This window comes from Mycobacterium sp. E3339 (assembly GCF_001666915.1).
Taxonomy (GTDB): Bacteria; Actinomycetota; Actinomycetes; order Mycobacteriales; family Mycobacteriaceae; genus Mycobacterium.
This window is the reverse complement of sequence record NZ_LZIZ01000143.1, coordinates 1-23,412: the sequence shown is the minus strand read 5'-3', so window position 1 is coordinate 23,412 and position 23,412 is coordinate 1. Positions and strand designations below refer to the sequence as shown.

Below are 23,412 nucleotides of genomic sequence, written 5' to 3'. Positions count from 1 at the left end.
GGGATCGGTGTTGGTGCGGGCGATCAGGTCGAACGTCTCGTGCTTCGGCGGATGGATGCCCCTACTCTAGTCATGGTGAGCGACCTCAGCGGAAAGACGGCCCTTGTCACCGGCGGGAATTCGGGCATCGGGTTGGCGGCGGCGCGGCGGCTGGCCGACGCGGGTGCCTACGTCATCCTGACCGGTCGCAACCAGGACACCATCGACGCCGCGGTGGCCTCGATCGGCGAACGCGCGACGGGCATCCGCGCCGACGTGGCCGACCCCGACGACCTGGCGGCGGTCGCCGGCGTGATCGCAGCCCGCGGAGCGGGCCTCGATGTGCTCTTCGCCAACGCGGGCGGCGGGGAATTCGCGGCGCTGGGCGAGATTTCGGTCGAACACTTCACCACCACGTTCATGACCAACGTGGGCGGCACGCTGTTCACCGTGCAAACCGTGCTGCCGCTGCTCAACCGCGGGGCGTCGATCGTGTTGACCGGCTCGACCGCCGCCTACAACGGCACCCCGGCGTTCAGCGTCTACGCGGCGACCAAGGCGGCGATCCGCTCGTTCGGCCGCACCTGGGCCGCCGAACTCGTGGACCGGGGCATTCGGGTCAACACGATCGTCCCCGGACCGGTCGAGACGCCGGGGCTGCTGGGGCTGGCGCCGGCCGGGCGCGAGCACGAGATACGCGAGGGCGAGGCGGCCAAGGTCCCGATGGGCCGCCTGGGCCGGCCCGAGGAGGTCGCCGCGGCGGTGCTGTTCCTGGCGTCGGACGACAGCAGCTTCATGACCGGCAGCGAGGTCTTCGTCGACGGTGGTGCCGAGCAAATCTAGGGGTGCCCCGGACTATCGGCGCAGGCGGATCCGCCACCGCACGAAACCGGCGTAGAACACCGACAACGCGGCCAGCATGCCCATGTCCAGCAGCCACACCTTCGGCGTGTGCCGCCAGAACCGGTCCTGGGACAGCAGCGAATCCGGCACCAGGTGCCGCAGGTCGACCGTCGACGCGGCCGCGGCGTAGCCCCAACGCGCGGGCATCGCGAACGACAGCTGGTCCAGCCCGAGCCGTCCGGTCACCGGGACCATGCCACCGCAGAGCACCAGCTGCGCCATCACCGTCACCACGAACAGGGGCATGATCTGCTCGCTGGAGCGGACCAGCGACGAAATCGCCAGGCCCAGAATGGCCGACGCCACACAGGTGGCCGCGACGGTCGCGAACAATTCGACCGTCGCCCCGGCGGTCGACTGGCCGAGCAGGACGGCGCCCCGCGTCGGCGCGCTCTTGCCGATCACCACGATCGCGGTGATGATCGCCGATTGCAGAACGGCGAACCCGCAGAACACCGCGGTTTTGGCGAGCAGGTAGGCCGTGGTGGACAGCCCCACCGCCTGTTCGCGCTGGAAGATGGCCCGCTCGCCGACCAGGTCGCGGATGGTCAGCGCGGTGCCCATGAACGCGGCGGCGGGCATCAGCAGGGCCAGAATTTGCGCCGCCTCGTCGGGCGTCCCCGCATTCGCGCCCGGCGGATGGAACCCGTTGGCGCCCGGCACCGTCAGCGAGAGCGAACCCAGGATGAACGGCAACAGCGCCAGGAAGACGAAGTAGGCGCGGTCGGCGACCACCAGGCGGATCTGCCGCCGGGCAACCGTCGAGATCTGGCGCCGCACACTGGTATGCACCGGTTCGCCCAGCGCGCCCGGCTCGTCGGCCTTGTCCGGCAACAGCTTCGGCGGCCGCTTCGCGGCGTCACGCTGCTCCACGAACCGCCGGTTGGCCTCCTCGGGGTCCGCACCCACCTGGGTGAAGATCTTCGCCCAGTTGGTGGTGCCCATCGCCGCGCCGATCCGATCGGGCGGGCCGCAATAGGCGGTCTTGCCGCCCGGGGCCACCAACAGCAACTGGTCGCAGGTGTCGAGGTAGGACAGCATGTGCGTCACCACGATCACCACCCGGCCGGCGTCGGCCAGCTGCCGCAGCATCATCATCACCTGGTGGTCGAGCGCCGGGTCGAGGCCGGAGGTCGGCTCGTCGAGGATCAACAGCGACGGCCCGGTGAGCAGCTCGAGCGCCACCGAGGCCCGCTTGCGCTGACCGCCGGACAGCTTGTCCACCCGGGTGTCGGCGTGTTTGGTCAGGTCGAGCTCGTCGAGGACCTGTGCAACGACCTTGGCCCGGTCGGCTTTGCTGGTGTCGGGCGGCAGGCGAAGCTCGGCTGCGTAGCCGAGCGCCTGGTTGATGGTCAGCTGCCGGTGCACCACGTCGTCCTGCGGGACCATGCCGATGCGGCTGCGCAACGACGCGTATTCGGCGTGAATGTCGTGGCCCTCGAAGGTGACCGAGCCCGAGCTGGGCGTGGTGTAGCCGGCGATGAGCCGCGCCAGGGTGCTCTTGCCGGCGCCCGACCCCCCGATGACCGCGGTCAGGGTTCCGGGCCTCGCGATCAGCGAGATGTCGTCCAGCAGTTGTTTGCCGTTGTCGACGACGTATTCGACGTTGCGCACCTCGAGACCGCCGGTGCGGGTTGCGGTTTCGCTGCGAGGGGTCAGGGTGCCGTCGCGGCAGACCAGGTCGACGTTGCCGATGGTGACGACGTCGTCGTCGGACAGGATCGCGGAGCCGACCCGGGTGCCGTTGACGAAGGTCCCGTTGATGCTGTTGTCCCGGATCTCGGTGCCCAGCGGCGTCTGCACCAGCGTCGCGTGCCGGCGCGACGCCAGCACGTCGGAAACGACGATGTCGTTCTCCGCGGCGCGACCGATCGTCAGGGCGCCCGGGCTGCCCGCGGCCGCCGACGAGCGCGGTGAGAGCAACTTCACAAAGCGCGTGGCGAGGTTCGACACGTCGGCCGTCTTGGCGTCGACCACGGTGAGTTCGGCGGGCGGCGTCGGCGCGTGGACGACGGTCCGCTCGGCGGGCGCGACACCGCGCAGCGGGACGGCGGGGGCCGGTGCCCGACGGGGCCGCGAAATCGGTTGCCGGGACAGTGGATTCCGCGGAGCTCCGGGCGGCCGGGGCGCCCGGGTGGGATTGGTTTGCTCGGGAAGCGCGGACCAGGCCAGCGTCGGCGGCCCGGCCGCCGGATTCGGCAGGGCCCGGCCCGGCCGGTCGGCGTAGCCCTGGCGCGGTCCGATCGCGAAGGTCAGCAGCGGTCCGCGCGGATTGCCGACGTGGATGCTCTGGCCGTCGTGGATGTCGATGACCGGCATCCGGTAGCCGTTGAGGTAGGTCCCGTTCAGCGAGCCGTTGTCGATTGCCAGCCACCGGCCTTGGTCGAACCGCAGGATCAGGTGGGCGCGCGAAATCCGGGGATCGGCGATGCGCACGTCGGCTTCGGTGTCGCGGCCGACGACCACCTCGTGGCCGGCCGCGAAGGATCGTAGGGACCCGTCGTGCCGAATCGTCAGGACGGGCGGGGCGGGGCGGGTCACCACTCAAGTATCTGTGCGCCGCCGGGGGGTTCTATTGGGAGCGGCTGTGATTTCGCTATGTGTCGGTCCGCTCACTCATAACCGTTTCATAGCTTGGCGAGGCGGACTCCCCAGCGGAATCCGGCATCATCTGAACGTAAGGGGTTGCGCCGAGGCCTTTTCCGGGCGCGCCGCGCACATCGTCGTGCCGGCCGGGGCGCCGAGGCCTGCACGCGCCCCGGTGTTGCGTGCCGTGTCGCGTTGCGGCAGGCCGGGATCGGAACGAGGGGGTGGGGCAACGGATGGACGAGGGCAAGGGCACCACCCGGCGCATCGGCGCCGGGCGGCGGTTGCTGAGTAATCGCGCGGCGCTGCGCGCGGGTTTTCAGTCGCTGCCCGCGGTGACCATCGCCCATCTCTTCCGCCGCGTCCCGCCGGTCACTTCCACGCCGAACGCGGAGCCCCTCGAGGCGGATAGCGCCCGCCTTTCGATAAACAGCGGTGCGCCGTTCGCCGGCTACACGATCCTGCGGCAGCTGGGTGCCGGGGGCATGGCCGAGGTGTATCTGGCGCTGCATCCCCGGCTGCCACGCCGTGACGTGATCAAGGTGCTGGCGGAGGCGGTCACGGCCGACCCCGAGTTCCGGGAGAGGTTCAACCGCGAGGCCGATCTCGCCGCGACGCTGTGGCATCCCCACATCGTCGGCGTCCACGACCGCGGCGAATTCAACGGCCACCTCTGGATTTCCATGGATTACGTCGAGGGCACCGACGCCGCCCGGCTGGTCAAGGAGCTTCACCCGGAGGGCATGCCGGTCGGTGAGGTGTGCGCCATCGTCCGGGCCGTCGCGGGGGCGCTGGACTACGCCCACGACCGCGGGCTGCTGCACCGCGACGTCAAGCCGGCCAACATCCTGCTCACCCATCCCGAGGCCGGCGAGCGCCGAATCCTGTTGGCGGACTTCGGGGTCGCGCGGCACCTGGGTGACATCAGCGGGATCACCGAGACCAACGTCGCGGTGGGAACGGTGGCCTACGCGGCGCCGGAACAGTTGACGGGATCCAACATCGATGGGCGCGCGGACCAATATGCCTTGGCCGCAACGGCTTTCCACTTGCTCACCGGCGCGCCCCCGTTTCAGCACTCGAACCCGATCGCGGTGATCAGTCAGCACCTGCACGAACAGCCGCCCCGGCTCAGCGATTTCCGCCCGGAGCTGGCGCATCTCGACGACGTGTTCCGCACGGCGCTGGCCAAACGCCCCGAGGACCGGTTCGACCGGTGCCGCGCGTTCGCCGACGCGGTCGGCGAGCGGCTCGACGAGGCCGCCGCGCCCGCCCCGGGTCCCGGGCCCCGCGCCGCGTCGATGGCGCGGCGACGGCGCGGACCGCGCGCCGTGGCGGCGGCGATGAACCACCGCTTCTCGGCGCGGACCCGGTGGGCGGTCGGGCTGGTGTGCGCGATGCTCGTCGCCGTCGCGGCCACCGGGTCGATCCTGTACTCGTTCGAGCCGGACACCCCGCCGGCGAACCCGGCGCTCGCGTCGAAACCGTCCGTCCCGGCGCCGAGTGCCGCGCCGGCCCGGTCCGGCGGACCGGCGCTCAACGGGGCCTACAAGCTGGACTACGACGAGAGCAAGCGGACCACCAACGGCGTCGCGATCCGCCACGACGGCCCCGCCACCGGCTGGTGGGCGTTCCGTTCGGTGTGCACCACCAACGGCTGCGCGGCCACCGGGGCCCGGCTGGACAACGCCACCCACCAAACGGCCGACGGCGGCAAGACGGACACGTTGCACTTCGTCGCCGGCTATTGGCAGGGCGCGCCGCAGCAGGACCGGATGGCGTGCACCCCGCCCGACGGCCAGGGCGCGGCCACCCAGCAGGAGACGCTCGCGTGGTCGCTGGCGCCGCAGGCCGACGGCACGCTGCGCGGCACCGTGACCGAGACCGTGCTCAGCAACGAATGCGGCGCGCAGGGCGCCGTGGTGCGGGTGCCGGTGGTCGCCACCCGCGTCGGTGACGTGCCGGCCGGCGTCAACCTGGGCGACCCCGCCCAGGCCGTCAGCACGTCGGCGGCCGCGGCGGCCCCGGCGCCGCCCGTGCTCGGCGGGGTCTGCGGCGACGTCGGCAAGCTGGCCTACGACCCGACCAACAGCGAGCAGATCGTCTGCGAGGGCAACAGCTGGGCCAAGGCCCCGATCACGATGGGCGTGCACGCCGCGGGCAGCTCGTGCGACCGGCCCGGGACCTCGGTGTTCGCCATGACCACGTCGAACGACGGGCACCTGCTGCAGTGCGATCCCGTCACCCGAACCTGGAGCCGGCCCGGGGGATAGCGGGCGGCCAGACCGGCTCCGCGACACTTGTCGGTGCGCGGTTCTACCCTGGTGGCATGGCTTTCGCCACGGAACATCCGGTAGTCGCACATTCGGAATACCGCGCGGTCGACGAGGTCGTGCGCGTCGGCGGCCACTTCGAGGTGGTCAGCCCGCACGCGCCCGCCGGCGACCAGCCCGCCGCCATCGACGAGCTCGAACGCCGGATCAGGGCGGGGGAGCGCGACGTGGTGCTGCTCGGCGCCACCGGCACCGGGAAGTCGGCCACCACCGCCTGGCTCATCGAGCGGCTGCAGCGGCCCACGCTCGTCATGGCGCCGAACAAGACGCTGGCCGCCCAGCTGGCCAACGAACTGCGAGAGATGTTGCCGCACAACGCGGTTGAGTACTTCGTGTCGTACTACGACTATTACCAGCCGGAGGCGTACATCGCGCAGACCGACACCTACATCGAGAAGGACAGCTCGATCAACGACGACGTGGAGCGGCTGCGGCATTCCGCCACGTCGTCCCTGCTCTCGCGGCGCGACGTGGTCGTGGTGGCGTCGGTGTCCTGCATCTACGGCCTCGGCACGCCGCAGTCGTACCTGGATCGCTCGGTGGAACTCGGCGTCGGCACCGAGGTGCCCCGCGACGCGCTGCTGCGGCTGCTCGTCGACGTGCAGTACACCCGCAACGACCTGTCCTTCACCCGCGGTTCGTTCCGGGTGCGGGGCGACACCGTGGAGATCATCCCGTCCTACGAAGAGCTGGCGGTGCGCATCGAGTTCTTCGGGGACGAGATCGAGGCGCTGTACTACCTGCACCCGCTGACCGGCGACGTGATCCGCCAGGTCGACTCGCTGCGGATCTTCCCGGCCACCCACTACGTGGCCGGCCCCGAGCGGATGGCGCACGCCATCTCGACGATCGAGCAGGAGCTGGCCGAGCGGCTGGCCGAGTTGGAGGGCCAGGGCAAGCTGCTGGAGGCCCAGCGGCTGCGCATGCGCACCAACTACGACATCGAGATGATGCGCCAGGTCGGCTTCTGCTCGGGCATCGAGAACTACTCCCGCCACATCGACGGCCGCGGCCCGGGCTCGCCGCCGGCGACGCTGCTCGACTACTTCCCCGAGGACTTCCTGCTCGTCATCGACGAGTCGCACGTCACCGTGCCGCAGATCGGCGGCATGTACGAGGGCGACATGTCCCGCAAACGCAACCTGGTCGAATACGGGTTCCGGCTGCCGTCGGCGTGCGACAACCGCCCGCTGACCTGGGAGGAGTTCGCCGACCGGATCGGCCAGACGGTGTACCTGTCGGCCACCCCGGGCCCCTACGAGCTCAGCCAGGCGGGCGGGGAGTTCGTCGAGCAGGTGATCCGGCCGACCGGCCTGGTGGACCCGAAGGTCGTGGTCAAGCCCACCAAGGGGCAGATCGACGACCTGATCGGCGAGATCCGCAAGCGCACCGAGGCCGACGAGCGGGTGCTGGTGACGACGCTGACCAAAAAGATGGCCGAGGACCTCACCGATTACCTGCTGGAGATGGGCATCCGGGTGCGCTACCTGCACTCCGAGGTGGACACGCTGCGCCGGGTGGAACTGCTGCGCCAGCTGCGGCTGGGCGACTACGACGTGCTCGTGGGCATCAACCTGCTCCGGGAGGGTCTCGACCTGCCCGAGGTGTCGCTGGTGGCGATCCTGGACGCCGACAAGGAGGGCTTCCTGCGGTCCTCGCGCAGCCTGATCCAGACCATCGGCCGCGCCGCCCGCAACGTCTCCGGCGAAGTGCACATGTACGCGGACTCGATCACCGACTCGATGAAGGAGGCCATCGACGAGACCGAACGGCGGCGGGCCAAGCAGGTCGCCTACAACGAGGCCCACGGCATCGATCCGCAGCCGCTGCGCAAGAAGATCGCCGACATCCTGGACCAGGTCTATCGCGAGGCCGACGACAGCGAGACAGTCGAAATCGGCTCCGGGCGCAGCATGTCCCGCGGCCGGCGCGCCCAGGGCGAGCCGGGCCGCGCCGTCAGCGCCGGCGTGTTCGAGGGACGCGACACGACCAGCATGCCGCGCGCCGAGCTGGCCGACCTGATCAAGGACCTCACCGCGCAGATGATGGCCGCCGCGCGCGACTTGCAGTTCGAGCTCGCCGCGCGGTTCCGCGACGAGATCGCCGACCTGAAGAAGGAACTGCGGGGGATGGACGCCGCCGGCCTGAAATGAGTTTGCTGGCACCGGAATTCAGTTTTCCCACCCCGGACCGCCCCATACGGTAGAAGGGTGACCGACACCGCGACCGGTACCGGCGGCTGGCGTCAGCTGCTGGGGGCCAGGTACCTGAGGACGTCCGTCCTGCTGGCCGGCGGGGTGGCGCTCTACGCCACCAACGAGTTCCTGACCACCAGCTTGTTGCCCAACACCATCGCCGAAATCGGCGGCAGCCGGCTCTACGCCTGGGTGACGACCCTGTACCTGGTCGGCTCCGTGGTGGCCGCGGCGATGGTCAATCCGATGCTGGTGCGCGCCGGGCCGCGCTCGTCCTACCTGACCGGGCTCGCCGTGTTCGGTGTGTCCAGCCTGGTTTGCGCGGCGGCGCCCAACATGCAGGTTTTGATAGCTGGGCGCGCCCTGCAGGGCGTGGCCGGCGGGCTGCTCGCCGGCCTCGGATACGCGGTGATCAACACGGCCTTGCCGCGTGAGCTGTGGACGCGCAGCTCGGCGCTGGTGTCGGCGATGTGGGGCGTGGCGACGGTGGTCGGCCCCACCACGGGTGGCCTGTTCGCCCAGCTGGGTTTGTGGCGGTGGGCCTTCGTCGCGATGGCGGTGCTGACCGGCCTGATGGCCATGCTGGTGCCGGTCGCGTTGGCCCGCGTGGGGGGCGGCGGCGCCGTGGCGCCGATGAACGTGCCGGTGCGGTCGCTGCTGCTGATCGGCGCCGCCGCGCTGGCGGTCAGCGTCGCCCAGATCCCGCACAACGCGTGGGCGACGTTCGCGCTGCTGGGCGCCGGCGTCGCGCTGGTGGGCCTGTTCGTGCTCGTGGACTGGCGGACGCACGCGGCGATCCTGCCGCCCAGCGTGTTCGGACCCGGCCCGCTGAAGTGGATCTACCTGACCATGGGCGTGCTGATGGGCGCCGCGATGGTCAACACCTACGTGCCGCTGTTCGGTCAGCGGTTGGCGCATCTGACGCCGATAGCGGCGGGATTCCTGGGGGCGGCGCTGGCGCTCGGCTGGACGGTCAGCGAGATCCTCAGCGCGTCGCTGGATCGCCCCCGCACCGTCGCGCGGGTGATCGTGGCGGCGCCGATCGTGGCCGCGTCCGGGATGGCCCTGGCCGCGGTCGCCCGCCGCGGCGACGGGTCCCCCTGGACCGCCGCGCTGTGGGCGGTGGCGCTGCTGGTGGCGGGCGTCGGGATCGGGATGGCCTGGCCGCACCTGTCGGCGCGCGCGATGGCCGCGGTCGACGACCCGGCCGAAGGCGGCGCCGCATCGGCCGCGATCAACACCGTCCAGCTGGTCTCCGCGGCGATCGCGGCCGGGCTGGCCGGGGTGGTGGTCAACACCGCCAAGGGCGGCGACGGGATGGCGGCGCACTGGCTGTTCACGGTGTTCACCGCGTTGAGCGCCGCCGGGGTGGCGGCGGCCTACGGCGCGACGCGCGGGGCCCGCCGGCCGCAGCCGGTCGGCTAGCCCCTGGCTCAGTCGGGGTCGTCCTCGGTTTTCAGCACCGCCACCACCCCGTCGACCTCGCCGAACACCTGCTGGGCGTTGGCGATCTTGGCGCCCGACAGGGTCATCGTCACCCGCACCTCGCCGTCGTCGATGTCGTGCGCGTCCGCGTCCAGCTCGGTGAGCTGCCAGTTCCGCTGCCCGCAGATCCGCAGCACCTCCCGCAGCATGCCGCGACCGTTCTCGTAGATGATCTGCACCCGGACGGTGCCCCGCAGCTGCGCCGTCAGGCGACCCTCGACGGCCTTGAAGACGAGGGCGCTGACGAAGTGCAGCGCCACGACGGCGATGGCCAGCAACAGCAACCCCGCGCCCACCGCCATGCCGACCGCGGCCGATTCCCACACCGCGGCCGCCGTGGTGAGCCCGTGCACCGCCCCGCGCCGGGTGATGATGATGCCGGCCCCCAAAAAGCCGATGCCGGAAACGATTTGGGCCGCCATGCGGGACGGGTCAAGCGCGACCGTGCCGTTCGACAGCACGTCGGCGAACCCGTACTTGCTGACCAGCATGATCAGCGCCGCGGAGGTGCCCACGATCGTCTGGGTGCGCAGCCCGGCGCTCTTGCCCTGAACGGTGCGCTCCAGGCCGATCAGCGTGGTCAATCCGAACGCGGCGAACAGCTCGATGAGGTGCCGAAGCCCCTGGACGTTGCCGCCCAGCAACGGCGCGGCCAGCCAACTGTGCATGGGTAGTCAACTACCCAACAAATGGCGGTTCACGCCGCCCGGAAAGCGCCAAAATCAGCGCGTCGACTTGACCACCTGCGAGTAATGGAATTGCCATCGTTCGACAATGCGGAACCCGAGGTAACTCGGGAATCGATACGCCGGCGCTCGGCCGAATGCGGGCCCCGGCGGCAATGCCGGTCCGGATTGATGGTCGGGCAGCGACGGTTCCTTATTGGTAATGGTCCAGATCGCCGGGCATTTGTCGATTTTGGCCGTCGTCAGCCACACGGCGACGTGGCCGTCCCACAGCGTGCCCACCTTCGGCCCGTACGCGCCCCGTTCGACGTCGATCAGCGACCGGAAGGCGGCCGGCCGGGTGGCCAGCAGCGCGCGGATCGGCCCGGGCCGCCACGGCACGGTGTTGTCAACCATCAGGCAGTCGCCCGGGGCGGCGTGAGAGCTGATCAAGTCGGCGACCTGGCTGTAGTCCCAGCCCTCCTTGGCGTACGGCCAGCGCTGGACGAACAGGTAGTTCGGCACCGCGGCGACGGCGCAGACCAGCAGCACACCGGCGATGGGCCAGGGTCTGCGGGCGATCGTGACGACGCAGACCGCCAACACGGCGGCCATCGCGGGCGCGGTGAAGATCAGGTAGCGCGGGTAGTAGATCGGTTCGCTGACGGCCGAATAGACGACCACCAGGGCGGTGGGGATCACCAGCCACGCCGAGCACACGATCAGCAGCCGGCGGATGTCCCCGGCCGGCGGCCGCACCCCCGCCAGCCGGGCGGCGACGGCCGCCACTATGAGGACGGCGGACACAATGGCGAACGCGACGCTGTGGTCGAAATACTGCCGCAGGATGATGTCGAACGCGTAATGCCAACTGACCGGGTAAATCCAGTTGACCTGCCAAACCTGCGCGTGGGCGAACAGCATGAACGGCGTCATCGCCGCGACCGCGACCGCCGAGCTGATCGCCCACCGAATGACCGTGGATTTGCGCGCTTTTTCGGGCGCCAACAGCGGCACCATTACGGCATAAACGGCCACCAGCAGAACCATGTTCAGATTGAGCAGAATCGAAAGCATCAACGCCAGCGCGTAGCCGACCCACCAGCGCTGCCCGTTGCGCCGGACGGCGGCGACGAGCAAGACCGTGAGCCAGACCCCGGCGGCCGCCGCGAAGGCGTAGGGCCGCGCCTCCATCCCCGCCCAGGTGGTGCGCGGCAGGATGGCGAAGATCACGCCCGCGCACACGGCGGTCGGTCGTGTCGCGAACTGGCGGGTGAACACCGTGACGCCGGCGGCGGCGGCGCCGACCGCCAGGGCGCTGGGCGCCCGCGAGAAGAACTCGGTCGGTCCGAACAGCGCGAACCAGCCGTGCATCAGCAGGTAATACAGCCCGTGAACGGCGTCGATGTGGCTCAGCAGCCGCCACAGCTCCGCCAGGGTGCGGCTCGCGGCGGCCGAGATGGTCGCGCCCTCGTCAAACCATAGCGAGGGTCGGCAGGCCCACGCGCCGCTGACGACGGCCGCCAACACGGCGATCGCCCACGGATCGAGCAACCTGCCGGCCGGACGCGCGGGCGCGGGCTCCTCGACTTCGTCCGCGGCGCGCTGCTCGACGGTGGGCATGGACATGATGCTTGTCACCCTAAAGGGGAATCGTCAGGACGGCTCACAAATCGGCCCCCGCCAATTCCGCGGCACCGGCATTGGGGCGAAAAGCGGCGTTATGCAACGCTTTACGCCCCGGGCCTGAGCATTTGATTGATTCGCCATCGCCGATATTGTCGGATGACGCGGCGCGAGGCCGCAAATTGCCGACACGCCGTGGCATGCGGTGTCGCTAATCTGTTCCCTGTCCAACGGGCAAACGCGATACTGTCTTGGGTTGGCTGACCAACCGAAACTGGGAGGGTAAATGGGCGCCTATCGGACTGTAGTGGTGGGAACCGACGGCTCGGACTCGTCAATGCGTGCGGTAGACAAGGCAGCGCAGATCGCCGGGCCGGACGCCAAGCTGATCGTCGCGTCGGCGTACCTGCCCCAGCATGAGGACGGCCGGGCCGCCGACGCCCTGCGCAACGAGAGCTACAAGGTGTCCGGCACCGCGCCGATCTACGCGATCCTGCAGGACGCCAAGGAGCGGGCGCACAAGGCCGGCGCCAAGAACGTCGAGGAGCGCCCGATCGAGGGCGCGCCGGTGGACGCGCTGGTCAAGCTGGCCGAAGACGAGAAGGCCGACCTGCTGGTCGTCGGAAACGTCGGCCTGAGCACGATCGCGGGCCGGCTGCTCGGCTCGGTGCCCGCCAACGTGTCGCGGCGCGCCAAGGTCGACGTGCTGATCGTGCACACCACGAACTAGCGATCGAGCCCGATGGGTGGCGACCCGCTTCGCCCGGCTACGCCGCGCTCGCGATCGCCACGCCCCCGCCTCACCAGCCCCGCTCGCGCCATTCGCCCAGGTTGGGGCGCTCGGCGCCGAGCGTTGTGTCGTCGCCGTGGCCGGGGTAGACGACGGTGGAGTCGTCGTACACGTCGAACACCCGGGCGGTGACGTCGTCGAGCAGCTGGGTGAAGTCGCCCGGCTGCCACGTCTTGCCGACGCCGCCGGGGAACAGGCAGTCGCCGGTGAACAGCTGGGTCACCCCGCCCGTCGCGGGCCCGTCGAGGGCGAGCGCGATCGAGCCGGGCGTGTGCCCGCGCAGGTGGATGACGTCGAAGCGCAGCTCGCCGATCTCCACGGTGTCGCCGCCCGCCAGCAAACGGTCGGGTTTGACGGGCAGCGGCTCGGCGTCGATCTCGTGGGCGGCGGTGGGTGCCCCGGTGGCCGCGGCGACGGCCTGCAGCGCCTGCCAGTGGTCGAAGTGTTGGTGGCTGGTCAAGATCAGCGAGACCTTCGGTGCGTGCTCCCGGATCAGGCCGATCAGCACGTCCGCGTCGTTGGCGGCGTCGATCAACAGGGTTTCGCCGGTAGCGGAACATGTCACCAGATACGCGTTGTTGTCCATGGGGCCCACCGAGGCCTTTAGGATCGTGGCGCCGGGTAGGGTCCGGCGGGCCGCGGTACCGGGGTCGACGTGTCCGGTGTAGTCGTCGCTAGGCACAACCGAGGCAGTCATAGCGGCCACGTTACTGGTCAAACGTTGCTTGTCGGTACGGGCACATAGCATGGAATGCGCCGTGCGCATACCCGCCGCAGTACGTAGAGGATTCACCGAGAGAGGGCAGCGTGGCTGACCGCCTGATCATCAAGGGCGCCCGCGAACACAACCTGCGTGGCGTCGACCTCGACCTGCCCCGCGACGCGCTGATCGTCTTCACCGGGCTGTCGGGTTCGGGCAAATCGTCGCTGGCGTTCGACACCATCTTCGCCGAGGGCCAGCGCCGGTACGTGGAGTCGCTGTCGGCCTATGCGCGGCAGTTCCTGGGGCAGATGGACAAGCCGGACGTCGATTTCATCGAGGGCCTGTCCCCGGCGGTGTCGATCGACCAGAAGTCGACCAACCGCAACCCGAGGTCGACCGTCGGGACCATCACCGAGGTTTATGACTACCTGCGGCTGCTCTACGCGCGCGCCGGCACCCCGCACTGCCCGGTCTGTGGTGAGCGGATCGCCCGCCAGACGCCCCAGCAAATCGTCGACCAGGTGCTGGCGATGCCGGAGGGCACCCGTTTCCTGGTGCTCGCGCCGGTGGTGCGCACCCGCAAGGGCGAGTTCGCCGACCTGTTCGAGAAGCTGAACGCGCAGGGCTACAGCCGGGTGCGGGTCGACGGCGTGGTGCATCCGCTGACCGACCCGCCCAAGCTGAAGAAGCAGGAGAAGCACGACATCGAGGTGGTGGTGGACCGCCTCACCGTCAAGGCCAGCGCCAAGCAGCGGCTCACCGACTCGGTGGAGACCGCGCTCAACCTGGCCGACGGCATCGTCGTGCTGGAGTTCGTCGACCACGAGCACGACGCCCACAATCGCGAGCAGCGGTTCTCCGAGAAGCTGGCCTGCCCCAACGGCCACGCGCTGGCGGTCGACGACCTGGAGCCGCGGTCGTTCTCGTTCAACTCGCCCTACGGCGCCTGCCCCGAGTGCACCGGCCTGGGCATCCGCAAGGAGGTCGACCCCGACCTGGTGGTGCCCGATCCCGAGCGCACGCTGGCCGAGGGCGCGGTGGCGCCGTGGTCCACCGGCCACACCGCCGAGTACTTCACCCGGATGATGGCCGGCCTCGGCGAGGAGATGGGCTTCGACGTCGACACGCCGTGGCGCAAGCTGCCGCCCAAGGCGCGCAAGGCGATCCTCGAGGGCTGCGACCACCAGGTGCACGTGCGCTACCGCAACCGGTATGGCCGCACCCGTTCCTACTACGCCGATTTCGAGGGTGTGCTGGCGTTCCTGCAACGCAAGATGGCCCAGACCGAATCCGAGCAGATGAAGGAACGCTACGAGGGCTTCATGCGTGACGTGCCCTGCCCGGAGTGCGAAGGCACCCGGCTCAAGCCGGAGATCCTGGCCGTCACGCTCGCCGCGGGCCGGCACGGCAAGAAGTCCATCGCCGAGGTGTCCGAGCTGTCGATCTCGGACTGCTCGGACTTCCTCAACGCGCTCACCCTGGGCCCGCGCGAACAGGCGATCGCGGGCCAGGTGCTCAAGGAAATCCAGTCGCGGCTGGGCTTTCTGCTCGACGTCGGGCTGGACTACTTGTCGCTGTCGCGCGCCGCGGCCACGCTGTCCGGCGGTGAGGCGCAACGCATCCGGCTGGCCACCCAGATCGGGTCCGGCCTGGTGGGCGTGCTGTACGTGCTCGACGAGCCGTCCATCGGCCTGCACCAGCGTGACAACCGGCGCCTCATCGAAACCCTCACGCGGCTAAGAGATTTGGGCAATACCCTGATCGTCGTCGAGCACGACGAGGACACCATCGCGCACGCGGACTGGATCGTCGACATCGGTCCCCGCGCCGGTGAGCACGGCGGCCAGATCGTGCACAGCGGCACATATGCCGAGCTGCTGGCCAACAAGGACTCGATCACCGGCGCCTTCCTGTCGGGCAAGGAGGCCATCGAGATGCCGGCGATCCGGCGTCCGACAGACCGCAAGCGCCAGCTCACCGTCGTCGGCGCCCGCGAGCACAACCTGCGCGGCATCGACGTCTCGTTCCCGCTCGGCGTGCTCACCTCGGTGACGGGGGTGTCCGGCTCCGGCAAGTCCACGCTGGTCAACGACATCCTGGCCACGGTGCTGGCCAACCGGCTCAACGGCGCCCGGCTGGTGCCGGGGCGGCACACCCGGGTGACGGGCCTGGACCACCTGGACAAGCTGGTGCGGGTGGACCAGTCGCCGATCGGGCGCACGCCGCGGTCCAACCCGGCCACCTACACCGGGGTGTTCGACAAGATCCGCACCCTGTTCGCGGCCACCACCGAGGCGAAAGTCCGTGGCTACCAACCGGGCCGGTTCTCGTTCAACGTCAAGGGCGGCCGCTGCGAGGCGTGCACGGGCGACGGCACCATCAAGATCGAGATGAACTTCCTGCCCGACGTCTACGTGCCGTGCGAGGTGTGCCATGGCGCACGCTACAACCGCGAAACGCTGGAGGTGCACTACAAGGGCAAGACCATCTCCGAGGTGCTGGACATGTCGATCGAGGAGGCGGCGGAGTTCTTCGAGCCGATCACCGGCATCCACCGCTACCTGCGCACGCTGGTCGACGTCGGCCTCGGCTACGTCCGGCTGGGCCAGCCCGCGCCGACGCTGTCCGGGGGTGAGGCGCAGCGCGTCAAGCTGGCCGCCGAACTGCAGAAGCGCTCGACCGGGCGGACCATCTACATCCTCGACGAGCCCACCACCGGCCTGCATTTCGACGACATCCGCAAGCTGCTCAGCGTCATCAACGGCCTGGTGGACAAGGGCAACACCGTGATCGTGATCGAGCACAACCTCGACGTCATAAAGACGTCGGACTGGATCGTCGACATGGGGCCCGAGGGCGGGGCCGAGGGCGGAACCGTGGTGGCCGAGGGCACCCCGGAGGACATCGCCGCCGTGCCCGAGAGCTACACCGGCAAGTTCCTCGCCGAGGTCATCGGCCGCGCCGCGCCGCCGCGGCGGTCGACCCGGCGACGCAAGGTGACCGCCTGATCGGCTCTCAGCCCGGGATTTTCGCCGCCATCTGGTTGGCGATCTGCCTGCCCTGGTTGATGATTCCGGGCGCGCAGGCGTTGACATCGAGCACGACGTTCGACACCGCCGACAGGACGTGCTGGCACACCACCGGGCTGTTGGCCAACGTGTGCTGCAGGGCGATGTTGGGCGGATTGCCGCTGATCTGACCGAAGGTCCATTCGAGCGGGGCCTTGTCGGCGGGCTGGGTCACCGTCTTGCCCCCGCAATCCCGCCATTGCGGCCACTGGTCGGCCACGAATTTGCGGGCCTGGTCGGCGGTGGCGAAGATCACCGCGCCCTGGACCACGACGTAGGCCGGTTTGCTCTGCGGCTTCTTCATCAGCTGGGCCAGCGTCGCCGTGTAGCCGCTGCTCTTGTACGTCCGGGTCTGGAACCCCATCAGCGCGCCCAGGCACTTCTCGTCCGACAGCGTGTTGTCGGGGCCGGGGTCGGTCATCTCCGTCACGCTGTGGTCGACGACGATGCCGGTGGTGCCGATGAGGACGTTGACCTGGTCGACGGGCAGCAGCAGCGAATCCAGTTGTGCGGGAACAACTATGGGCGATGTGCTGGTGGTCACCGCGCTCGCGGTCGAGGTCGCCTCGGTCGGGCTCGTCGTGGTGGGGTTGTCGGGTTGCGTGGCCGAGGACCTGTCTACCGCCAACCACACCCCGGTACCCGCGATGACGGCGACGACGAGCGCGAGGGCGCCGATGACCAGGCCCAGCCTGCGCCTGGGTGGCGCGGGTGGCGCCCACGGCGGCGGGGTGGGGAACCACGTCGGGGGTGGCGGCGCGAAATGGCGGCTGTGCTGGATCAATTCGGTCGCCTCGCGTTGATCCGGCGTGCTGAGCGCGTGCAGGGCCGCCTTCGCCAGATCGCCCGCGGTGAGGTATCGGGCGGCCGGGTCTTTGGCCATCCCGCGGGCGATCACCTCGTCGAACGCCGCGGGCACGGCGGGGTTTCGCTGGCTCGGGCGGGGGACCGGCTGCGCCAGGTGTGCGGCCATCAGGCTGCTGAGGCTGGTCGTCTGGAACGGCCTTGTGCCCGTGAGGCATTCGAAAAGCAGGCAGGCGAGGGCGTAGATGTCGACGCGGTAGGTGGGGTCGTCGTTGCCGAATCGCTCGGGCGCCATGTAGTTCCAGCTGCCGATGGCGGCGCCGGTCTTGGTCACCCGCTCGTCGGTGGCCGCGGCGGCGATGCCGAAGTCGACCAGGTAGGCGAAGTCGCCCTCGGCGAGCAGGATGTTCTCGGGTTTGATGTCGCGATGAATGACCCCGGCGCGGTGCGCGGCATCGAGGGCGGCGGCGACCTGTTCGACGATCGCGACGGCGCGCGGTGGCGGCAGCGGCCCCGTGCGGCTCAGCACCGTGCCCAGGTCGCGCCCCTCGATGAGGCGCATGTCGATGAACACCTGGCCGTCGACCTCGCCGAAATCGTGGATCGGCACGATGTGCGGTTCCTGCAGCCGGCCCGCCGTCCGGGCCTCGCGCTGCATGCGCCGGCGGAAGGAGTCGTCCGAGCTCACCTGCTCGGACATCAGTTTCAGCGCCACCACCCGGTCCTTGACGGTGTCGTAGGCCTCGTAGACCTCGCCCATCCCGCCGCGGCCCAACAACCGCCGCAACTGGTAGGGCCCGAACCGGCTCCCGATCCGCGAACCCGGCCGCGTTTCACTCATCGACGTCCCCCCGACGCCAAGCCGACTTCCTAGCCTTCGTCCGCGTGCATCGACTCGCGGATCTGGGCCAACCGTTCGGCGGCGGCGCGCTCCCGCTCGTCGTATTGCTCGGCGACGGAACGGCCCTCGGGGGATTCGGCGTCCAATTCCGCGCCGCCCACCGACGTCGCGTAGCGGTTCTCGATCTTCTCGCGCACGGACTCGAAGGTCGGTACGCCCGCGCTGTCGTACCCGGGGTCGGGCGGGGTGGCGCCGGGCGTCGCTGGTTCGTCGGGCATGGTCGCTACGCTACTGAAGCCCGTCGCTCGCGCTGCAGATACCGCACCATTTGCTCCCAGTACACCAGCGTCAGCGCCATCTGGATGGCGATGGCCGTGGCCGCCGGCAGTGCCCGCCGGCGCCATGCGGCGACGACGGCGCCCAGCGCGGCCACCGACGTCAGCGCGCTGACCGCCATCGCCGCGTCGCGGGGGCGGCGGCTGATCCACAACTCCTCGCCCAGCATCGCCCGCGTCGACCACGCCCGCCGGTGCGCCGGCTTGCCGAACACGAACGGATTCACGGCCAGCCACAACGCAATCCACGCCGCGTCGCGCCAGCGCCGCGTCCACACCGGCACCACGATCAACGGGGTGCTCGCCCAACGGGTCCAGGCGCTCCACGGGTTGCAGTGCCGCGCAAAGACGGCACGCCGAACGCGCGCGACGATGGGCACCGGCGGCTACCGCCGGGCGGGGTTGGACCGGTCGGCCGGGACGACGACCGGGGTGGTGAGCGCGGGCGGGGCGGTGCCGGGCAACGCGGTCCGCGGAATGCCCGGCGTGCCCAGCCGGCCGGCCAGCCACGGCAGCGCGGCGGCGAAGGCCCGGTCGGCGAAGGGCCAGTCGTGCTTGCCGGGCTGCGCCAGCACCGCGCAGTCGATGCCGTTTGCGCGCCCGAGCGCACACAGCGAGTAGGCGGCCGCGGTCTGGTTGCCCGGGTCGGCGGCGTTGTCCCGGCCGGCCAGGCGGATCGCGCCGCTGTCGGTCATCATCGGGTCGTGGCGCGCCGCCGGCGGCCCGTCCGCGGAGATCGCGAACCAGCCCGCCACGTCGCTGTACGGCCCGTGCCGGCTGATCACCGTGGTCGGGTCGAAAGCCGCCCAGGCGTCGGCGTTTCCGCCGAACAGCCGGGCGATGGTCTGCGCCTTGGTGCCGGCGTTGGGGAAGAAGTCGCCGGCGACGTCGACGAACGCGCTGAATATGTCGGGGTGCATGACCGTCAGGTCGACGGCGCAGGTCCCACCCATCGACCAGCCGGCGACGCCCCAGTTGGTTCGGTCGCGGCTAACGCCGAACTTCGAAACCATATACGGCACAACGTCTTTGGTCAGATGGTCGGCGGCGTTACCGCGGGCGCCGTTGACGCATTCGGTGTCGTTGTTGAACGCGCCGCCGGAGTCGACGAACACCAGCACCGGCGCCTTGCCGTCGTGGGCGGCCGCGAAGTCGTCGATCGTCTTGATCGCGTTGCCCGCGCGGGTCCAGTCCGCGGGGGTGTTGAACTGGCCCCCGATCATCATGACCGTCGGCAGGGCCGGCGGCGGGTTGCTGGTGAACCATTCGGGCGGTAGGTAAACCAGCTCACCGCGATGCTTGAAATGCGATGCGTCCGCCGGTATCGCCACCGGAACGACGCTGCCGTGCGGCGGACGCGCCCGCTTGGCGGCCATCGCGATCACGGTCGCCGGGTCGGTCTGGTCGGGCAGGGGACCGGAGGTGAGCTGGTTCCACGCCGCCTGCACGGTCGGGAAGTAGCCGACCCACAGGTTGAGCACCAGCGCGGCGCACAGCGCGCACAACGGCACGGCCAGCAGCCCGGCCCCGCGCCGCCAGCGCCGCGCGCCGCGCCAGCCCAGGACCAGCGCCGCCCCCGCCGTCCCGGTCAACGCGATCCAGACCCACAGCGCGGCCGGCGCGGGGTCGTCGGACAGGCCGCGGTCGACGATGTACCAGTGCGTGAGGTAGGCCGCGGCGGCACCGGTCAGCGCAGCTCCCGGCAACCACACCGTCCGCCACCGACGCGACCGCCAGCCGACGGCGAGCGCGAGCACCACCGCGGTGACCACCTGGATCGTGGTGGGCAGCCAGCCGTGCATCAGCGACGTGTGACTACTTGCCAGCAACTGCGTCGTGGCGTTGGTCGTCGGCGCGGTCACGGCACTCATTGTGATCTATTGTTAACCGCCCTGGAACATATTCACCGAATGTTCGCCCTGGGACGGCCCCCGCGTCCGGGGCCGATCAGTGGGGCTTGGCCAGCGGAAATGGCAGCGTCTCGCGGATGCTGCGGCCGGTTATGAGCATGACGAGCCGATCGATGCCCATGCCGAGCCCGCCGGTGGGCGGCATCGCGTACTCCATGGCCTGCAGGAAGTCCTCGTCGAGCTCCATCGCCTCCGGGTCGCCCCCGGCGGCCAGCAGCGACTGCTCCTGCAGGCGGCGCCGCTGTTCCACCGGATCGGTGAGCTCGCTGTAGGCGGTCCCCAGCTCGACCCCCCACGCCACCAGGTCCCACCGTTCGGCGACGCCGCGCCGGCTCCGGTGCGGCCGGGTCAGGGGCGAGACGGACGTGGGGAAGTCGATGTAGAACGTCGGCCCCTCGGTGCGGTCCTCGACCAGGTGCTCGTAGAGCTCCAGCACCACGGCGCCGGCGTCCCAGTGCGCCCGGTACGGAATGTGGGCGGCGTCGGACAGCTTGCGCAGCACGGACAACGGGGTGTCCGGATCGACGCGTTCCCCGAGCGCCTCGGACACGGCGTCGTGCACGGTTTTCACCGGCCAGGTCCCGGAGATGTCGACCGGCTGCAGGCGGCCGTCGGCGCCGTCACCGCGCAGGACGGTCTGCTCCCCGTTGGCGGCCTGCGCCGCGTTCTGGATCAGCTCGCGGCAGCCGTCGATCCAGACCAGGTAGTCGGCGTGCGCCTGGTAGGCCTCGAGCAGGGTGAACTCCGGGTTGTGGCTGAAGTCGACCCCCTCGTTGCGGAAGGCCCGGCCCAGCTCGAACACCCGCTCCACCCCGCCGACGCACAGCCGCTTGAGGTAGAGCTCCGGCGCGATGCGCAGAAACAGGTTCATGTCGTAGGTGTTGATGTGGGTGACGAACGGCCGGGCGGTGGCCCCGCCGTGGATCTGCTGCAGGATCGGCGTCTCGACCTCGATGAACCCCTTGGCGAACAACGTCTCCCGGACCGAGCGCAGGACGCTGGCGCGCGCCGTGATCAGCTCGCGCGACTCGGGATTGACCGCCAGGTCCACGTAGCGGGTGCGCACCCGCGCCTCGGGGTCGGTCAGCCCGTTCCACTTGTTCGGCAGCGGCCGCAGGCACTTGCCGATCATCCGCCAGTCGCGCACGATCAACGAGCGGGTGCCGTTCTTGGAATACCCCATGTGCCCGGTCACCTCGACCAGGTCGCCGAGATCGATGGCCGCGGTGAAATCCGCGTTCCGGCCGCGCTCCAGGCGTGAATTGTCCAGCAGCACTTGCAATTCGCCCGACCAGTCCCGCAGCTGGGCGAACAGCACCCCGCCGTAGTCGCGGATCCGCAGTATCCGGCCCGACACCGACACGGGTTCCTGGTCGTCCGCGTCCAGCGCCCTGGCGACGGTGTGGCTGGGCGGAGAGCCCACCGGGTAGGCGTCAATGCCGTTGCGCCGCAATATCTTCAGCTTGGCCAGCCGCACCCGCACCTGCTCGGGCAGCCGGGCCCAGGACTCCTCTTGCTCCGCGTCGTCGCGGCGTTGCTGCAACTCGCTGACGTCGGGGGCGGAGCCGTCGTGGTGCAGCAGGCCCGACTCCGCCAGCCGCTGGGGCACGGCGGGGTGGTGCCCGGTGTGCACGCGCTCGCGCCGGGTGAACGGGAGCACCAGGAAGCCCTCGGCGATCACCGACGCGACGCCGACCCGGGGGATCAGCCGGGCGTCCTCGTAGCAGGCGTAGCGCGGAACCCAATCGGGTTGGTACTTCATGTTCGAGCGGTACAGCGTCTCCAGCTGCCACCACCGCGAGAAGAACAGCAGCAGCCCCCGCCACAACCGCGCGACCGGGCCCGCGCCGAGCTGGGCGCCCTGCTCGAACGCCGAGCGGAACATCGCGAAGTTCAGCGAAATGCGGCTGATGCCAAGGTTTTCGGCGGTCAGGGCGAGCTCGCTGACCATCAGCTCGATGGTGCCGTTGGGCGACTGCGGGGATCGGCGCATCAAGTCCAGGGAGACGCCGGTGGTGCCCCACGGCACCAGCGACAGCATCGCCACCACGGCGCCGTCGCGGTCCATCGCCTCGACCAGCAGGCAGTCCCCGTCGGCCGGGTCGCCGAGCCGGCCCAGCGCCATGGAGAAGCCCCGCTCGGTCTGGGTGTCGCGCCAGGCGTCGGCGCGGGTGATGGTCTGGGCCATCTCCTCGGCGGAGATGTCGCGGTGCCGCCGGATCCGCACCGTCAGCCCGGCGCGGCGGGCCCGGGTGACGGCCTGGCGCACCCCGCGCATGTCGGGTCCGGACAGCTTGAAGTCGGCGGTCCGCAGGATCGCCTCGTCGCCCAGCTCGAGCGCGTTCAGCCCGGCTTCCCGATAGACCCGCGCGCCCTGCGTGCTGGCGCCCATGACCCCCGGCGCCCAGCCGTACGTCTGGCACAGCCCGAGCCACGCGTCGATGGCCTGCGGCCAGGCCCGCGGGTCGCCGATCGGGTCGCCGCTGGCCAGGCACACGCCCACCTCGACGCGGTAGGTGATGGCGGCGCGGCCGCTCTGGGCGAACACCACCGACTTGTCGCGGCGGGTCGCGAAGTAGCCGAGCGAGTCGTTCTTGCCCCACAGCTCGAGCAGGCCGCGGATGGCGGACTCGTCCTCGCCCGTCAGCGCGTTCTCGGCGCGCTGGGACTGGAACAGCACGATGGTCGCCATGATCAGCGCCAGCGCGCCGGTCAGGCCGAAGATCGCGTTGAGGAAGACGTGCGGCTTGCCGGTGAACAGGTCCGGGTCGGCCAGCGCGAAGCCGACCACCCGGTTGGCGACGTAGGGCAGGCGGTCCTGGCGCGCCAGCGTTCCCGGCCACAGCTCCACCAGTCCCCAGGACACCAGGATCCCGATCACGTCGCCGGCCACCAGCACCGCGGCCGCTTTGACCAGCGCGCAAACGGATCGCCTGGCTGGTGCTGCTCGGCCAGATGATCCTGGCCGCGGGGCTGAACGCCGCCGACATCGCCGCGGGTGACAACACCGCGGCCGAGACCTTCGGCGAGAACCTCGGGTTCGCGGTGCACATCGTCGCGATCGTGCTGCTGGTGCTGGCCTACCGGGAGTTCTGGGCCAAGGTCCGCAAGGGCGCGCTGGTCAAAGCGGCCGCGGTGCTGGTGGCCGGCGACGTGATCGGGATCCTGGTGTCCTGGGGACTGGTGGAG

15 protein-coding genes and 1 pseudogene are annotated in these 23,412 nt (G+C 70.2%); 7 read left to right on the top strand and 9 right to left on the bottom strand.

Annotated features, from left to right (window positions below):
* Positions 1-75: 75 nt before the first annotated feature.
* Positions 76-822 (top strand): SDR family oxidoreductase, encoded by a 747-nt coding sequence (locus A5702_RS12585; protein WP_156349687.1) that lies wholly within the window; start codon positions 76-78, stop codon positions 820-822.
* 12 nt (positions 823-834) lie between these two features.
* Here A5702_RS12585 and A5702_RS12580 read toward each other — a convergent pair whose 3' ends face one another.
* Complete coding sequence (locus A5702_RS12580; RefSeq protein ID WP_197506556.1) at positions 835-3,426, bottom strand: FHA domain-containing protein; 2,592 nt, start codon at positions 3,424-3,426, stop codon at positions 835-837.
* Positions 3,427-3,704: 278 nt separating this feature from the next.
* Between A5702_RS12580 and A5702_RS12575 the strand changes: the two genes are divergently transcribed.
* From A5702_RS12575 to A5702_RS12565, 3 genes are read left to right on the top strand one after another with little or no spacing between them, the layout of a single operon-like run.
* On the top strand, positions 3,705-5,741 hold the full coding sequence (locus A5702_RS12575; RefSeq protein WP_068221107.1) for a serine/threonine-protein kinase: 2,037 nt from the start codon (positions 3,705-3,707) through the stop codon (positions 5,739-5,741).
* A 56-nt stretch (positions 5,742-5,797) separates the two neighbouring features.
* On the top strand, positions 5,798-7,954 hold the full coding sequence (uvrB, locus tag A5702_RS12570) for an excinuclease ABC subunit UvrB (RefSeq protein WP_055404960.1): 2,157 nt from the start codon (positions 5,798-5,800) through the stop codon (positions 7,952-7,954).
* Between the two features lie 57 nt (positions 7,955-8,011).
* The gene (locus tag A5702_RS12565) at positions 8,012-9,421 is read left to right on the top strand and encodes an MFS transporter (RefSeq protein WP_055404961.1); all 1,410 of its coding nucleotides are present in this window, start codon (positions 8,012-8,014) and stop codon (positions 9,419-9,421) included.
* 8 nt (positions 9,422-9,429) lie between these two features.
* Here the strand turns inward: A5702_RS12565 and A5702_RS12560 are convergent, their stop codons facing one another.
* Positions 9,430-10,149, bottom strand: coding sequence for an MgtC/SapB family protein (locus tag A5702_RS12560; protein ID WP_068221104.1), 720 nt, complete (start codon positions 10,147-10,149; stop codon positions 9,430-9,432).
* Positions 10,150-10,203: 54 nt separating this feature from the next.
* Positions 10,204-11,775: a glycosyltransferase family 39 protein gene (locus A5702_RS12555; protein ID WP_068221136.1), complete on the bottom strand. Its 1,572-nt coding sequence runs from the start codon at positions 11,773-11,775 to the stop codon at positions 10,204-10,206.
* Positions 11,776-12,058: 283 nt separating this feature from the next.
* On the opposite strand from A5702_RS12555, the gene A5702_RS12550 reads away from it, so the two are divergent.
* Positions 12,059-12,502 carry a universal stress protein gene (locus A5702_RS12550; RefSeq protein WP_055402815.1) on the top strand — a complete coding sequence of 148 codons (444 nt, stop codon included), beginning with the start codon at positions 12,059-12,061 and terminating at the stop codon, positions 12,500-12,502.
* A gap of 70 nt (positions 12,503-12,572) precedes the next feature.
* Here the strand turns inward: A5702_RS12550 and A5702_RS12545 are convergent, their stop codons facing one another.
* Positions 12,573-13,259 (bottom strand): MBL fold metallo-hydrolase, encoded by a 687-nt coding sequence (locus A5702_RS12545; protein WP_055402813.1) that lies wholly within the window; start codon positions 13,257-13,259, stop codon positions 12,573-12,575.
* 110 nt (positions 13,260-13,369) lie between these two features.
* On the opposite strand from A5702_RS12545, the gene uvrA reads away from it, so the two are divergent.
* Positions 13,370-16,273: an excinuclease ABC subunit UvrA gene (gene uvrA, locus A5702_RS12540; RefSeq protein ID WP_068221103.1), complete on the top strand. Its 2,904-nt coding sequence runs from the start codon at positions 13,370-13,372 to the stop codon at positions 16,271-16,273.
* 7 nt (positions 16,274-16,280) lie between these two features.
* On the opposite strand, the gene A5702_RS12535 is transcribed toward uvrA, so the two are convergent.
* The 5 genes and pseudogenes from A5702_RS12535 to lysX form a co-directional block, all read right to left on the bottom strand.
* Positions 16,281-17,978 carry a serine/threonine-protein kinase PknH/PknJ gene (locus A5702_RS12535; protein WP_068221100.1) on the bottom strand — a complete coding sequence of 566 codons (1,698 nt, stop codon included), beginning with the start codon at positions 17,976-17,978 and terminating at the stop codon, positions 16,281-16,283.
* Between the two features lie 29 nt (positions 17,979-18,007).
* Entirely contained in the window at positions 18,008-18,256 is a 249-nt protein-coding gene (locus A5702_RS12530) for a hypothetical protein (RefSeq protein WP_068221097.1), read from the bottom strand.
* Between the two features lie 5 nt (positions 18,257-18,261).
* Entirely contained in the window at positions 18,262-18,693 is a 432-nt protein-coding gene (locus A5702_RS12525; RefSeq protein ID WP_055402803.1) for a DUF6653 family protein, read from the bottom strand.
* A gap of 6 nt (positions 18,694-18,699) precedes the next feature.
* Positions 18,700-20,184, bottom strand: coding sequence for an alpha/beta hydrolase family protein (locus A5702_RS12520; protein ID WP_197506555.1), 1,485 nt, complete (start codon positions 20,182-20,184; stop codon positions 18,700-18,702).
* Between the two features lie 76 nt (positions 20,185-20,260).
* Positions 20,261-23,143: pseudogene (lysX, locus tag A5702_RS12515) on the bottom strand (bifunctional lysylphosphatidylglycerol synthetase/lysine--tRNA ligase LysX); the annotation flags it as partial.
* Between the two features lie 20 nt (positions 23,144-23,163).
* Here lysX and A5702_RS26325 point away from each other — a divergent pair.
* A partial coding sequence (locus A5702_RS26325) for a hypothetical protein (protein ID WP_156669601.1) occupies positions 23,164-23,412 on the top strand: 249 nt, incomplete at its 3' end.

Excerpts from the sequence above, each read along its gene's own strand:
- A5702_RS12530 (WP_068221097.1), bottom strand. The coding sequence starts at position 18,256 with ATGCCCGACGAACCAGCGACGCCCGGCGCCACCCCGCCCGACCCCGGG.
- A5702_RS12550 (WP_055402815.1), top strand. The coding sequence starts at position 12,059 with ATGGGCGCCTATCGGACTGTAGTGGTGGGAACCGACGGCTCGGACTCG.
- A5702_RS12535 (WP_068221100.1), bottom strand. The coding sequence starts at position 17,978 with ATGAGTGAAACGCGGCCGGGTTCGCGGATCGGGAGCCGGTTCGGGCCC.
- uvrB (WP_055404960.1), top strand. The coding sequence starts at position 5,798 with ATGGCTTTCGCCACGGAACATCCGGTAGTCGCACATTCGGAATACCGC.
- A5702_RS12555 (WP_068221136.1), bottom strand. The coding sequence starts at position 11,775 with ATGTCCATGCCCACCGTCGAGCAGCGCGCCGCGGACGAAGTCGAGGAG.
- A5702_RS12545 (WP_055402813.1), bottom strand. The coding sequence starts at position 13,259 with ATGACTGCCTCGGTTGTGCCTAGCGACGACTACACCGGACACGTCGAC.
- A5702_RS12575 (WP_068221107.1), top strand. The coding sequence starts at position 3,705 with ATGGACGAGGGCAAGGGCACCACCCGGCGCATCGGCGCCGGGCGGCGG.
- A5702_RS12560 (WP_068221104.1), bottom strand. The coding sequence starts at position 10,149 with ATGCACAGTTGGCTGGCCGCGCCGTTGCTGGGCGGCAACGTCCAGGGG.
- A5702_RS12520 (WP_197506555.1), bottom strand. The coding sequence starts at position 20,184 with ATGAGTGCCGTGACCGCGCCGACGACCAACGCCACGACGCAGTTGCTG.